This window comes from Bacillus seohaeanensis (assembly GCF_042684945.1).
In the GTDB taxonomy this organism is placed as follows: Bacteria; Bacillota; Bacilli; order Bacillales; family Bacillaceae_B; genus Rossellomorea; species Rossellomorea seohaeanensis.
Genome location: NZ_JBHUMF010000004.1, coordinates 14,934 through 28,292, shown reverse-complemented (window position 1 = coordinate 28,292; position 13,359 = coordinate 14,934). Strand labels below are relative to the sequence as shown.

The following is a 13,359-nucleotide window of genomic DNA, read 5'->3' as shown; positions in this document are numbered from 1 at the left end:
GATGCAACAATCTAAAGAACAACGTGTACATCATGTTTTTGAAAAAATTTCCGATAACTATGATAAGATGAATTCTATTATTAGTTTTCAACAACATATAAAGTGGCGCAAAGAAACAATGAAACGGATGAATGTTGCTGAAGGATCCTCGGCTCTAGATATCTGTTGTGGAACAGCTGATTGGACAATTGCTCTTGGTGAGGTTGTAGGTAAAAAGGGGAAGGTATACGGTTTAGACTTTAGTAAAAATATGCTCTCTGTTGGTGAGGAGAAAGTGAAACAGTCTGGAATGGAGCAGATAGAACTCCTCCACGGAAATGCCATGGAGTTACCATTCGATGATAACACATTTGATTATGTCACCATCGGATTTGGTTTAAGAAACGTACCTGACTATATGCAAGTGTTAAAAGAAATGAACAGGGTCTTAAAGCCTGGAGGGAAAGCGGTTTGCTTAGAAACTTCCCAGCCGACAATGGTTGGTTTTAGACAAATGTATTTCTTTTATTTCCGTTTTATTATGCCTGTTTTCGGCAAGCTGTTTGCTAAAAGCTACTCCGAATATTCTTGGTTGCAAGAATCGGCTAGGGATTTTCCAGGAATGAAAGAATTAGCCCAAATGTTCGAAAAAGCGGGCTTTGAGAAAGTGATAGTAAAGCCTTTTAGTGGTGGAGTGGCTGCTATGCATTTAGGTGAAAAGTAGACGTTTTTCTTTATTAAATTGAATGAGTAGATTAGCGTCCATTTCTGTATTCAAATATAATACAAGAGGGTTTAAACTCGAGATAGCTAGGTGGAAAGATATGAAGCTAAATAGGATGTATTCGTTTTTAAAAGCGGATATTGATGAAATAGAAAAAGAACTTGAGGCGGCTATAGAATCTGATTCCCCTGTCCTGCAAGAAGCATCATTACATTTGTTGCAAGCTGGCGGCAAAAGGATTAGACCTATATTTGTGTTGCTTTCTGCTAAATTTGGTCAATATGATATTCATCAAGTTAAGAATGTAGCAGTCGCGCTCGAGCTTATACATACCGCATCCCTTGTTCATGACGATGTCATTGATGATGCAGAGATGAGAAGAGGAAGGCAGACGATAAAATCACAATGGGATAACCGAATTGCCATGTATACTGGTGATTATATTTTTGCCCGCTCGTTAGAGTACATAACCAGAATAGATGCTCCAGAAGCACATCAAATTCTATCCAATACAATGGTAGAGCTGTGTAAAGGGGAAATTGCTCAAATACAAGATAAGTATCGATTTAATCAAAACCTAAGAGACTACTTATTAAGAATTAAAAGAAAGACGGCTTTGCTCATTGCAGCAAGTTGCCAAGTTGGTGCTATTTCATCTGGTGCACCAACGGAAGTACATAAAAGACTATATCGATTCGGATACAATGTGGGAATGAGTTTTCAGATTACAGATGATATCCTTGATTTGACGTCGAGTGAAAAAGTGTTAGGAAAACCAGCAGGAAGCGATTTACTTCAGGGAAACATTACGCTGCCTGTATTGTATGCAATGGAACATAAACACCTTTATAACCAAATTATTAAGGTGAATGAGCAGACAACAAAAGAAGAGATGCAGCAGATTATTTCTCAGATGCTCGAAACGGATGTTATTGAGCGGTCTCATGCGATCAGTAGAATGTATTTAGATAAAGCGTTAAAGGAACTATCAATGCTACCGAATAACCGTGTGAAGAAAACCTTGAAAAACATAGCAAATTTCATCGGTAACCGAAAATATTAAGAAAATTTAAAATGGAAACGTTGCCAAAACCATTTTTCAATGTTACTATTTTTGTGGGACGTCTTAGAGCGTACTATACATATTTAGGAGTGGGGAAGATGGAAAAAACTTTTTTAATGGTAAAACCAGACGGTGTTCAAAGAGGGTTAATCGGTGACATTACTTCACGTTTTGAAAAGAAAGGTTTTCAACTTGTTGGGGCAAAACTAATGAGCGTTTCAACAGAACTTGCAGAAGAGCATTATGGTGAACATAAAGAAAGACCATTCTTTGGTGAATTAGTAGATTTCATTACCTCTGGTCCTGTATTTGCAATGGTATGGCAAGGAGAAAATGTTATTTCTACAGCACGTGGAATGATGGGTGCTACTAATCCTAAGGAAGCAGCACCAGGAACAATCCGTGGTGACTTTGGTCTAACTGTCGGAAAAAATATTATCCACGGTTCTGATTCTTCTGAAAGTGCTGTTAGAGAAATTGGTTTATTTTTCAAAGAAGATGAACTGATTGAATATTCAAAATTAATAAATGAGTGGATTTACTAATAAAATTTAAGCGGTAACAAAGATAATTTATTTTAAGAATATATGAGAAGAGTTAAAAGGGACTGCCCAGAAGAGAAGTTACAGAACTTATGGGCAAGTCCTTTTTATTATATGTGTATTGTAGAATATTCTCCTGTGGATAAAATCACCAATACAATTGTCTAGTTCTAGCTACTAGAGAGTGAGGTCTTTTTCCATAAATTTCATCAATTTTACAAAACTCCTTCAAAAAAACCTTTCTTTGTTCGATATACTATATATAAGATTTTATTAAGAGAGTGAGAAAAAAATGGGAAATGACTATTTAGAATTCATACAAGATGTAAAAAGAAAAACAGGAATTGATTTGTCTCTTTATAAAGAGGCACAAATGAAAAGACGATTAACTTCTCTTTATGAGAAAAAAGGATGTAAGAACTTCCATGAATTCTTTCGAACGATAGATAAGGATCCACAATTAATGAATGAATTTCTAGATCGAATGACTATAAATGTTTCAGAGTTCTATCGAAATTATAAAAGATGGGAAGTTTTGCAAGAGAAGATTATTCCTAGGCTATTAAAAGAAAAGAAATCGTTGAAGGTATGGAGTGCTGCTTGCTCTACAGGTGAGGAACCGTATTCGTTAGCGATGGTTCTTTCTCAGTTTCTGCCATTATCGGAAATATCTATTACAGCAACAGATATAGATGTGAATGCAATACAACGTGCAAAATTAGCTGTGTATCCAGAGCGCTCATTAAACGAGGTTCCCGTCCAAATAAAGAAAAGGTTTTTTACACAGGAAGGTTCTATGTATACCCTGTCAAACGATATTAAGAAAGCTGTTTCCTTTAAGAAGCAAAACTTGTTAGCAGATAAATTTGAAGAAAACTATGACCTAATCGTTTGTAGAAATGTCTTAATTTATTTTACAGAAGAGGCAAAAAACCAGCTATATAAAAAATTCAATAGCGCGTTAAAATCTGGAGGAGTACTCTTTGTCGGTAGCACCGAACAAATTTTTCACCCTGATCAGTTTAATTTTGAAACAGAAGATACATTTTTTTATAGAAAGAAATAATATGTCTGCCGAGCGGGACTGCCCCATAGTTGAAGAGCAGGACACCTTATCCGAAAACATTCACTTATAAAGAGAAAGAGTATGGATTTTAAGAAAGGTTCCTAGCATTTAGGGATAGTCCTGTTTTTCTATATACTAGGGAGAAGAACTTTCTCGAGAATAGATGCTACCAGAAAATTTGAATAACTTCATATAATTTTAAAATTTATACTAGGAATTAATCTGAATTATATGTTATATTGATACATAATTTCTTTAACGAGTTGAAGGGGGAAAGTGGATGAGGTACTTAACATCAGGAGAATCCCATGGTCCGCAGTTAACCACTATTATTGAGGGCGTACCCGCAGGATTACCATTACAAGCAGATGATATAAATGAAAACTTAGCGAGAAGGCAGAAAGGTCATGGCCGTGGAAGAAGAATGCAAATAGAAAAGGATCGAGTCAACATCGTAGGCGGTGTGAGACACGGGACTACTCTCGGATCCCCTATTGCTTTAGTTGTAGAGAATAAAGACTGGAAACATTGGACGAAGATTATGGGGATAGAGCCGTTGGAGCCAGGAGAAGAAGATGAGATCAAACGGAAGATTTCTAGACCAAGACCAGGACATGCTGATCTTAATGGTGGTATGAAGTATGGTCATAGAGATTTGAGAAACGTACTGGAAAGGTCTTCTGCAAGAGAAACGACTGTGAGAGTAGCAGCTGGTGCAGTAGCACAAAAATTATTAAATCAATTAGGAATTAACGTTGTTGGCCATGTTCTTGAAATTGGTGGCATAAAGGCAGAGGAACCTAATTATAAATCTATCCAAGAATTGCAAGAAGTTACGGAGGAATCTCCCGTACGTTGCTTTGATAGTGAGGCATCTCAAGAGATGATGGATGCAATAGACAATGCGAAGAAAAAAGGTGACTCCATTGGAGGGGTTGTAGAAGTAGTTGTAGAAGGTATGCCTGCTGGAATTGGTAGCTATGTCCACTATGACCGTAAATTAGATGCAAAGATTGCGATGGCCATCATGAGTATCAATGCTTTTAAAGGTGTTGAATTTGGACTTGGTTTTGAAATGGCACGAAAACCTGGTAGTGAAGTTCACGATGAAATAGCATGGAATGATGAACAAGGTTATTATCGGAAAACAAATCGTTTAGGCGGATTTGAAGGCGGAATGACTACTGGAATGCCGCTCCATATTAAAGGGGTAATGAAGCCAATTCCTACTCTTTACAAACCATTAAAAAGCGTTGACATTGAGTCAAAAGAAACATTTGAAGCGAGTATTGAAAGATCAGACAGTTGTGCCGTTCCTTCTGCCAGTGTAGTTGCAGAAGCAGTGGTGTCTTGGGAACTTGCAAAAGCGTTGACAGAACAATTTGATAGTGATCGCTTTGAAAGGTTAAAAGAATTGATTGAACAGCATCGTCAATATTCGAAGGAGTTTTAAGATATGGAAAAAGTGGTGATCAACACGCCATCTAATCGGTATCCTGTTTTTATTGGAAATCAGTCTCTACATAAAATGCAAGAGTTTATGCAAAAGAATTTTTCGCATGTTACAAAGGTCTGGATTATTGCCGATAAAAGTGTTTATTCCCTTCATGGAAAAGCACTAGTAGAATTGTTGAAAACAGCCTGGGAAGTAACTGTTTTTATTGCACCTGTGGGAGAAGAAGCGAAATCCTTTACGGTGTATGAGGAGGCAATTACTCATGGACTCGAAAATGGTGTCGATCGTAAATCGCTTGTGATTGCTTTTGGCGGAGGGGCGACTGGAGATCTAGCGGGTTTTGTCGCTTCAAGCTTTATGAGAGGCATTCCTTTTATCGGTGTTCCAACAACAATTTTAGCCCATGATAGTTCGGTAGGCGGGAAGGTAGCTATAAACCATCGTTTAGGAAAAAATATGGTAGGTCACTTTCATCAGCCAGAAGCAGTGTTCTTCGAATTAGACTTTCTAAAAACATTACCACAAGATCAAGTACTTTCAGGGTTGGCAGAGGTAATTAAGCATGCTCTTATCGCTGACGGTGATTTTTTGGAACTTCTATACAAAAACTTGGGCACTTTGTCTAGTTTAACGGATGAATTTTTATCCTACTGTCTTCAAAGAGGAGTAGAAATTAAAGGCGAAGTGGTTTCAAAGGATGAAAAGGAAGTAGGGGTCCGTGCCTTTCTTAACTTTGGCCATACATATGGTCATGCGGTTGAAAGTGCAAGTGGCTACGGTAATCGTACACATGGCGAAGCGATTATGGTTGGAATGGTCTATGCATTATTTTTAAGTAACAAGCTTAAGGGACTAAACTTTCCATTAGAAAATTTCATTCAATGGATTAAAGGGTTAGGATACAACTTAAACGTTTCGAACGAATTATCATTTGATCTTCTGTATAAGTTGATGACTCGTGATAAAAAAGCAAAAGCGGGTACACCGCAATTTGTACTATTAGACAAAATAGGTCAGCCTCTGCTTGAAAACATCGATAAGGAAATTTTAATAGAGGCCGATCAATATATACGCAGTATATGAAGGGGAGTAAATGATGATAAGGGGAATCAGGGGAGCAACCACATTTGAAGAGGATAATGAATTTGATGTAATAAGTTCAACAAAGCAGTTAGTAGAACAATTGATTAATCAAAATGAAATAGAACCAGGAAATGTTGCGTCCGTGTTTATTTCTGCTACAACAGATTTGACTAGTACATTTCCTGCAAAAACATTAAGACAATTTTCTGGATGGAAGTATGTTCCTGTTATGTGTATGCAGGAACTAGCTGTGCCTGGTGGGTTATCACAATGTGTTCGGATTATGATTCATTACAATACAGACAAAGAACAGGATGAAATAAAACATGTTTATTTAAAGAAGGCTGTTTCATTACGACCGGATTTAAATGAATAATAATTTACACTCTGTTTTTAGAAAAATAGGTGCCCCCTTAGTTTTTCATAGATCATTCTATGCAAAATAAGGGGAGTATTTTTATCCCGCATTAACGGGTAGTAAAACCCCCACTAATTGAAGTTTTACTTTATCTTACTCTACTAAATTAGAGGGGGAGTTTTGGGAGGATGAGAAGAACAATGAAATGGAAATCGCAATTGGAAAATTTAAAAGCCTATCAGCCTGGAAAGACAATGGAAGATGTGAAGGAAATGTTTGGACTAGAAAAGGTCACAAAGCTTGCATCTAATGAAAATCCATTTGGATGTTCAGGTCTTGTTCGAAAATTTTTACAGGAGGCTGCATTATCGCCGAATATATATCCTGATGGTTATGCTAAAACGCTAAGGTTTGCTCTGGCTGACCATTTGTCGGTAAAACCTACTCAACTACTATTTGGTAATGGATCTGATGAAGTAATTCAAATCATCTCAAAAGCTCTACTTACAAGGGATAACAATACAGTAATGGCAACACCGACATTTCCTCAATACAAACATAATGCAATTGTAGAAGGAGCGGAGGTAAGAGAGGTATCATTAGATCAAAATGGTAAACATCAACTAACGAAGATGTTGGAGGCAATAGATGAATCTACTTCCGTTGTTTGGCTTTGTTCACCAAATAACCCTTCAGGAGAATATATCCGAAATATGGAACTAATTGAATTTCTAGATAATGTTCCTGAGCACGTACTTGTAGTATTAGACGAAGCATATTATGAATATGTTGTCGCAGATGATTATTATGATGCATTACAATTATTGAAAGATTATCCCCAGCTACTAATAACAAGAACCTTCTCTAAAGCATATGGGTTGGCAGGGTTTAGAGTTGGATATGGTATTGCAAGTGAAGAGATTATTGCTATGCTTGAGCCTGTAAGGGAACCCTTTAATGTTAATACACTTGGCCAAGGAGCGGTAGTGGCGGCATTACAGGACCAACAGTTTATTGAAAAGTGCGTTGGTGAAAATCGTAAAGGATTAGAACAGTATTATGAATTTTGTAAAACAGAGGGGTTAAATTACTTTCCATCCCAGGGAAACTTTATCTTAATAGACTTTAAAATGGATGGAGATGAAGTTTTTCAGTATTTGATGAGTAAAGGTTTTATTGTTCGATCAGGTCAAGCTTTAGGCTATCCAACTTGTGTCAGAGTAACTGTTGGATCACAACAGGAAAATGAAAAAGTAATTGAAGTGATGAAGGGATTTTTGGCAACTAAGAAAAATAGGATTGTTTAATCTAACTAAATTGACAGTGATTTTACAAAGTATGCCTATGCTCAGAAAGATTAGGAGGAGATGAGTCTAGTGAAAGGAACAGTTTTAATAGTCGGCCTTGGTCTTATTGGCGGCTCCTTATCACTTTGTATTAAACAATCACACCCAGAAGCGAACATTATCGGATATGACACAAATGAGAGAGAAACTAGATTAGCGAGTGCTATGGGTGTAATTGATGAAGGGTCACTCTCTTTTCAATCGTCCGCTGAATGTGCAGATCTAATTATCTTAGCTACTCCTGTCTTTCAAACGAAAAAACTGTTACAGGAGTTAAGTCAGTTTACTTTAAAGAACGGTGTTATTATTACGGATACAGGAAGCACGAAAGCAAGTATCATGGAATCAGCACAAGAACTTTTGGAAAAAGGAATTATATTTATTGGTGGGCATCCTATGGCTGGATCACATAAAAGTGGAGTAGCAGCAGCAAAAACACTATTATTTGAAAATGCATTTTATCTTTTAACACCTTCTAAAGAAACAAGTAGGCAAGCTTTGATAGAGTTACAATATTGGCTAGAAGGAACCCGTGCTAAATTTTTGGAAGTGGATGCATTAGAGCATGATGAATTAACTGGAGCAATTAGTCATTTTCCTCATATTGTTGCTGCATCTCTGGTTCACCAGGTAAAGTTTGCATCCGAGACATCCCCCCATTTAAAAAGACTGGCAGCAGGAGGATTTCGAGATATTACAAGAATCGCATCTTCAAGTCCGATAATGTGGAAGGATATATCGCTTCAAAATAAGAATGTACTTCTTCATATCCTTGAAAAATGGAAAGTGGAAATGGAAAGGGTAATGGATATGATTCAACAAGAAGATGCTGAAAAGGTAGAAGCGTATTTTGCTGATGCAAAACAATTTCGTGACGAACTTCCGGTTAAAGCTAAAGGTGCAATTCCTTCTTTTTATGATTTATATGTGGACATACCAGATTATCCAGGGATAATTTCTGAAGTTACAGGTTATTTGGCAGAGGAAAGAATCAGTTTAACAAATATTAGAATTATGGAAACAAGAGAAGATATATATGGTGTCCTAGTAATAAGTTTTCAGACATCTAAAGATAGAGAAAGAGCGAGGGTATGCTTAAGTAATAAAACAAGCTATGAGTTATTTTTAACATAAGGGTGGTAGGAATAAATGAACCTAATATTAAAACCCGCAAGAAATGGTATTAAAGGAGAGCTCCAAGTACCTGGAGATAAGTCCATCTCCCATCGAGCGGTCATGTTTGGGGCTATTGCGGAGGGAAAAACGACAATACATAACTTTTTAAAAGGAGAAGATTGTCTTAGTACAATCCGTTGTTTCCAAAGCATGGGAGTTAGTATTAAGGAGGAAGACAATGTCATAACCGTTGAAGGTAACGGTTGGGAAGGTCTTGAAGAACCAAAAGAAATTCTTGATGTAGGAAATTCAGGAACTACGACAAGATTAATGTTAGGAATTCTTGCTGGACGACCATTTCACTCGGTAATTATTGGTGATGAATCAATTGCGAAGCGGCCAATGAAGCGGGTAACGGACCCGTTGAAGTTAATGGGAGCAAAGATTGATGGTAGAGAAGAAGGGCAATTCACCCCTATTTCGATAAGAGGTGGGGACTTGGAGTCATTTGACTACACATTGCCTGTAGCTAGTGCCCAAGTGAAATCATGCATTATTTTAGCAGGATTACAGACAGAAGGGAAAACAATCATTCGTGAACCTCTTCAGACAAGAGATCATACGGAAAAAATGATTCAGCAATTTGGTGGTAATGTTACGGTAGATAATCGAACCATTGAAATTATTGGAAATCAGCCCTTGAAAGGTACAGATGTTTTTGTGCCAAGTGATGTATCGTCAGCAGCTTTTTTTATGGTAGCTGGAGCTATTGTGCCAAATAGTAAAGTTACATTGACAAGGGTAGGGTTAAATCCTTCTAGAACAGGTATTATAGAAGTTATGAAGAGAATGGGTGCGTCTCTTCAAGTAGAAGAGGTGTCATCGACTGGAGAGCCGTACGGTACTGTAACGGTAGAAACATCTGAATTGACAGGTATCGAAATAGGTGGTGAATTAATTCCTTCTCTAATTGACGAATTACCCGTTATTGCCCTATTAGCTACACAAGCGAAGGGGAAAACAATTATTAAAGATGCTGAAGAGTTAAAAGTAAAAGAAACAAACAGAATTGATGCTATTGTCAAAGAGCTTAAAAAATTGGGTGCGTCTATTGAAGCGACAGATGATGGTATGATTATTGAAGGCTCTACAAAGCTAATTGGAGGGCAAGTTGACTCGTGGGGAGATCACCGTATCGGTATGACGTTAGCTATCGCATCATTAATCTGTGAGACAGATGTTGTATTAGAAAATTCAGCAGCGGTGAATATTTCTTACCCTACTTTTTTTGACGATATAAAAAAACTTTTATCACGCATTGACGGGTAGTAAACCTCTCTCCTCAAGACTTAGTGGAACCGAAGAAAGTATAGAGGGGAGATAACCGTTCGTAAAAGCCTGAATAGTTCAACTAACAATCAGCGGGGGAAAGCCTCTCATTAATGGAAGCTTTACTTTATCTTGATATACAGGAAGGTGTAGCCTTATGGTGAAACCTTCTTTTTTTAGTTTTAGGTGTTCAAAGTGATTTCAGTTTTGGATAAAATGAGGCATTTTTTTCTCTTTTTTATCATAGCTTGTCTAATAAAGAAGGGAGAAGGGTAGGATGGCTTATATAATAAATAATGCCAAATGGGTGAGTGACAAAAAAGTGAAACAAGCTTCCATATTAGTGAAACAGGACCGTATACAAGCGATAAGAAAAAGCTTTGACCGCTATCGTTACATGAAAATGGATGTATCTCCTTTCATTATGACACCTGTCCATGTAATGTGTGATAATGCACTACCAGAAACAGTAAATCACAAAATGATGAAAGATTATTTTATTGAGCACTTTATTTCAAAAGGTTGTACAACCTTACTAACTTCTTTTAAAATAGACTTTTTTCATCATTTTCAAGAAAGATTGCGGCAGAAAAAAAAGACTCTATTGAATAGCCCCATAGACTATCTATTAGGTGCAGTAGCTCCTGCATCATTAATCACCTCTGAACTCGTACGTTTATGTAAAAAGCATAAAATCCCCATTATCTGGATTGATCTATCTAGTAGAGATAGCTTTTTAAATATTAAATGGGGATGGATAAAGGACGTATTATTTCACTATCCCATTATTTTCGCCCCCTTTTTTTCGTCAGAAATAGACAATAATAGTAAAGCGAAAGAATTGAAGATTTGGCAAAAAACGATGAAATCTGAAAATATTCCTCATTTTTCAAAAGAAATATCACAAAAAACGCCTCTTTCGTTGGAGGAATTAAAAAAACTTGGTATTTACCCGAAAAGAGGGAATTTTTTAGTTGGTGGAGAAGTAAGTTATAACCTATATGAAATTCCAGAGGTAATATCAGTTGATGATAATTGGTCTATTGATTATGATAGTCATTGTCCAAGGTTAACTATAAATAAGGGCAAGCTATATAAAGTAAACAATCAAACCTTTTATTACCCTGGAGAGGGGAAAGAACTAATTATTAATACTCCAAGATTTTTTATTTAGGTTTAGAGAAATTGAGTAAAAGGAAGAAAGGATTAACAAATGTCATACAGAGAACAAATGATAACTGCATTAGAAGAGGGCAACTTAGAAAAAGCAAAAAAAGACTATAAAAAGGTAATGAAATCGGGGACAGATGAGGAGAAATATTTGTTGGCAGAAGATCTGCAGCATTTAGGTTTTTTACAGGAAACAGTGGACCTGTACGAAAATCTTCTAAAAAAATACCCCGGTGAAGGTGACTTAATAGTAGGGTTATCTGAAGTTTTTGTTGAAATGGATAATGAGGAAAAAGCAATTGAACTATTATTAACATTGTCTGAACAAGATCCAGAATATCCGCGGGCTCTATTATTACTCGCTGACCTGTATCAAATGCAAGGACTTCATGAAGTAAGTGAGCGCAAATTAGTACAAGCGAAGCAGTTGCTACCTAATGAGGAGGTTATTGATTTCGCTTTAGCGGAATTATATATGGAATTAGGACGTTTCCTAGAAGCAATTCGCTTTTACAATTCATTGCTAGCAGGAGGTACAACGGAATTTGCAGGGGTACACATTCATCAACGGCTAGCGGAGGCTTATAGCGTCGGGGGGGCATTTGAAGAAGCTCTTAAACACTATGAAAAAGCTAGCAGTAACAGCTTAGAAATTAATACGCTTTTTGGTTATGGATTTACTGCTTATCAAGCAGGGTTTTACGAAACAGCAATTGAAAAGTTTATTTCTGTTAAAGAATTAGACCCTGAATATAATTCCGTATATTTATTGTTAGCTAAAGCTTACGAACATGAAGAAAAATTGAAAGAGAGTTTTGAAACAGTACAAGAAGGAATAAGTAAGGATGAGTTCAATAAAGAACTTTACTTGTTTGGTGGGAAAATAGCCCTTAAGCAGGCACTAGAGGAAGATGCAGAGTCATTGCTGCGCCAATCACTAGCATTAGACCCAGGTTATTCTGAGGCAGCATTTACTCTAAATAAATTATTTTTCACTAATGAGAGATATTCGGATGTTCTTGAAATTATTAATATGTTGAAAGCAGAAGGAGAAGAAGACCCGCAAATTCATTGGGATTCTGCAAAAGCATTTGAAGGACTTGAACAATATAATGATGCATTAAATCATTACCGTACTGCATATACTTACTTTAAGAATCATGAGGGATTTTTAATTGAATATGGAGAATTTCTCATCGAAGAAGGGCTGAGGGAAGAGGCAATCGAAATATATAAGGAATTACTTCGTCAGGATCCATCAAATGTTGAATGGCAAGAGATGATTGAAAGTTTGAGAGACTAAGAAAATGTATTTTACAGAGGAGGGAATACGATGACCACCCCTGTTTCTGTCAACGAGAAGAAGGAGTTTATTCGTTGGTTTCTGAATCGATACCAACTGAAAAGAAGAGAATGCGTTTGGATTCTTAACTATTTAATGAGTCACGATCAACTGATGAAAAAAGTACACTTCGTCGAGGAAGCTCAATACTGTCCAAGAGGATTAGTTATGTCAACGCATTGTGTAGAGGATGTTCCATTTCGTTTTTATAAGGAAAACATTATGACAACTGATGCGGAAAAGTCTTTCCATGATATTCGATTGAATAAGGAAGAGGACATTTATATTCAGTTGAATTTTAGCAAGTCAAATGCAAGCTATCAATATGCCGCTGTACTAGAAGAGAATCCTTTTATGCCAAAGTATTTAGTAATAAATGAAAAAGACCGGATTATCGCAGAACAATTTTTGAAAGAAAGTATCCAAACTTTTCAGCGAGACAGGTTATTAAAAGCAATTGATGAGGCTTTAGATCGTCAGGACAAGGAGATGTTTAAAAAGCTTTCAGAACAACTAAAAAAAGTAGGGGGAAGTGAAGCCTATAGTTAGTAAAACCCCCACGAAGTAGTGAAAGTCTCATTGGATTTTCGGTAGATACTTATATACTTGATATTAATAAATGGGAAAAAGTGAAGTGACCTGCTATGGTGCTTCGCTTTTTTGTTTGTCCAATTCGGGCGGCTAAAGGAGGGCGATAAGCAGCTTCCACATTTCTAATAAAAATTTATTGTTAGAATGAAAAATGATATGATTAGATTTGTACTATAAGACAATAAAAGCGAGGG

At 36.7% G+C, this 13,359-nt stretch carries 13 protein-coding genes; all 13 read left to right on the top strand.

The genetic code is table 11. The features are described from left to right. The first annotated feature begins 1 nt into the window (after position 1). The 13 genes from ACFSUL_RS01975 (at position 2) to ACFSUL_RS01915 (ending at position 13,123) form a co-directional block, all read left to right on the top strand. Entirely contained in the window at positions 2–703 is a 702-nt protein-coding gene (locus ACFSUL_RS01975; RefSeq protein ID WP_377932220.1) for a demethylmenaquinone methyltransferase, read from the top strand. Between the two features lie 100 nt (positions 704–803). Beyond that, a complete protein-coding gene (gene hepT, locus ACFSUL_RS01970) occupies positions 804–1,766 on the top strand; it encodes a heptaprenyl diphosphate synthase component II (RefSeq protein ID WP_377932218.1) in 963 nt (320 codons plus the stop codon). A gap of 98 nt (positions 1,767–1,864) precedes the next feature. Further along, complete coding sequence (gene ndk, locus ACFSUL_RS01965; protein ID WP_377932216.1) at positions 1,865–2,311, top strand: nucleoside-diphosphate kinase; 447 nt, start codon at positions 1,865–1,867, stop codon at positions 2,309–2,311. A gap of 289 nt (positions 2,312–2,600) precedes the next feature. Next, on the top strand, positions 2,601–3,374 hold the full coding sequence (locus tag ACFSUL_RS01960; RefSeq protein WP_377932214.1) for a CheR family methyltransferase: 774 nt from the start codon (positions 2,601–2,603) through the stop codon (positions 3,372–3,374). Positions 3,375–3,654: 280 nt separating this feature from the next. Further along, entirely contained in the window at positions 3,655–4,827 is a 1,173-nt protein-coding gene (gene aroC / locus ACFSUL_RS01955) for a chorismate synthase (protein ID WP_377932212.1), read from the top strand. Positions 4,828–4,830: 3 nt separating this feature from the next. After that, the gene (gene aroB / locus ACFSUL_RS01950) at positions 4,831–5,913 is read left to right on the top strand and encodes a 3-dehydroquinate synthase (RefSeq protein ID WP_377932210.1); all 1,083 of its coding nucleotides are present in this window, start codon (positions 4,831–4,833) and stop codon (positions 5,911–5,913) included. A 10-nt stretch (positions 5,914–5,923) separates the two neighbouring features. Next, positions 5,924–6,289: a chorismate mutase gene (gene aroH, locus ACFSUL_RS01945; protein ID WP_377932208.1), complete on the top strand. Its 366-nt coding sequence runs from the start codon at positions 5,924–5,926 to the stop codon at positions 6,287–6,289. Between the two features lie 182 nt (positions 6,290–6,471). Next, positions 6,472–7,578, top strand: coding sequence for a histidinol-phosphate transaminase (gene hisC / locus ACFSUL_RS01940; protein WP_377932330.1), 1,107 nt, complete (start codon positions 6,472–6,474; stop codon positions 7,576–7,578). Positions 7,579–7,647: 69 nt separating this feature from the next. Then, positions 7,648–8,751 carry a prephenate dehydrogenase gene (locus tag ACFSUL_RS01935; RefSeq protein WP_377932206.1) on the top strand — a complete coding sequence of 368 codons (1,104 nt, stop codon included), beginning with the start codon at positions 7,648–7,650 and terminating at the stop codon, positions 8,749–8,751. A gap of 15 nt (positions 8,752–8,766) precedes the next feature. Further along, complete coding sequence (gene aroA, locus ACFSUL_RS01930; protein ID WP_377932204.1) at positions 8,767–10,062, top strand: 3-phosphoshikimate 1-carboxyvinyltransferase; 1,296 nt, start codon at positions 8,767–8,769, stop codon at positions 10,060–10,062. Positions 10,063–10,339: 277 nt separating this feature from the next. After that, on the top strand, positions 10,340–11,236 hold the full coding sequence (locus tag ACFSUL_RS01925) for a hypothetical protein (protein ID WP_377932202.1): 897 nt from the start codon (positions 10,340–10,342) through the stop codon (positions 11,234–11,236). 39 nt (positions 11,237–11,275) lie between these two features. Beyond that, positions 11,276–12,535, top strand: coding sequence for a tetratricopeptide repeat protein (locus tag ACFSUL_RS01920; protein ID WP_377932200.1), 1,260 nt, complete (start codon positions 11,276–11,278; stop codon positions 12,533–12,535). Between the two features lie 30 nt (positions 12,536–12,565). Continuing rightward, positions 12,566–13,123: a ReoY family proteolytic degradation factor gene (locus tag ACFSUL_RS01915; RefSeq protein ID WP_377932198.1), complete on the top strand. Its 558-nt coding sequence runs from the start codon at positions 12,566–12,568 to the stop codon at positions 13,121–13,123. Positions 13,124–13,359 lie beyond the last annotated feature (236 nt).

Excerpts from the sequence above, each read along its gene's own strand:
- ACFSUL_RS01975 (WP_377932220.1), top strand. The coding sequence starts at position 2 with ATGCAACAATCTAAAGAACAACGTGTACATCATGTTTTTGAAAAAATT.
- hepT (WP_377932218.1), top strand. The coding sequence starts at position 804 with ATGAAGCTAAATAGGATGTATTCGTTTTTAAAAGCGGATATTGATGAA.
- ndk (WP_377932216.1), top strand. The coding sequence starts at position 1,865 with ATGGAAAAAACTTTTTTAATGGTAAAACCAGACGGTGTTCAAAGAGGG.
- ACFSUL_RS01960 (WP_377932214.1), top strand. The coding sequence starts at position 2,601 with ATGGGAAATGACTATTTAGAATTCATACAAGATGTAAAAAGAAAAACA.
- aroC (WP_377932212.1), top strand. The coding sequence starts at position 3,655 with ATGAGGTACTTAACATCAGGAGAATCCCATGGTCCGCAGTTAACCACT.
- aroB (WP_377932210.1), top strand. The coding sequence starts at position 4,831 with ATGGAAAAAGTGGTGATCAACACGCCATCTAATCGGTATCCTGTTTTT.
- aroH (WP_377932208.1), top strand. The coding sequence starts at position 5,924 with ATGATGATAAGGGGAATCAGGGGAGCAACCACATTTGAAGAGGATAAT.
- hisC (WP_377932330.1), top strand. The coding sequence starts at position 6,472 with ATGAAATGGAAATCGCAATTGGAAAATTTAAAAGCCTATCAGCCTGGA.
- aroA (WP_377932204.1), top strand. The coding sequence starts at position 8,767 with ATGAACCTAATATTAAAACCCGCAAGAAATGGTATTAAAGGAGAGCTC.
- ACFSUL_RS01925 (WP_377932202.1), top strand. The coding sequence starts at position 10,340 with ATGGCTTATATAATAAATAATGCCAAATGGGTGAGTGACAAAAAAGTG.
- ACFSUL_RS01920 (WP_377932200.1), top strand. The coding sequence starts at position 11,276 with ATGTCATACAGAGAACAAATGATAACTGCATTAGAAGAGGGCAACTTA.
- ACFSUL_RS01915 (WP_377932198.1), top strand. The coding sequence starts at position 12,566 with ATGACCACCCCTGTTTCTGTCAACGAGAAGAAGGAGTTTATTCGTTGG.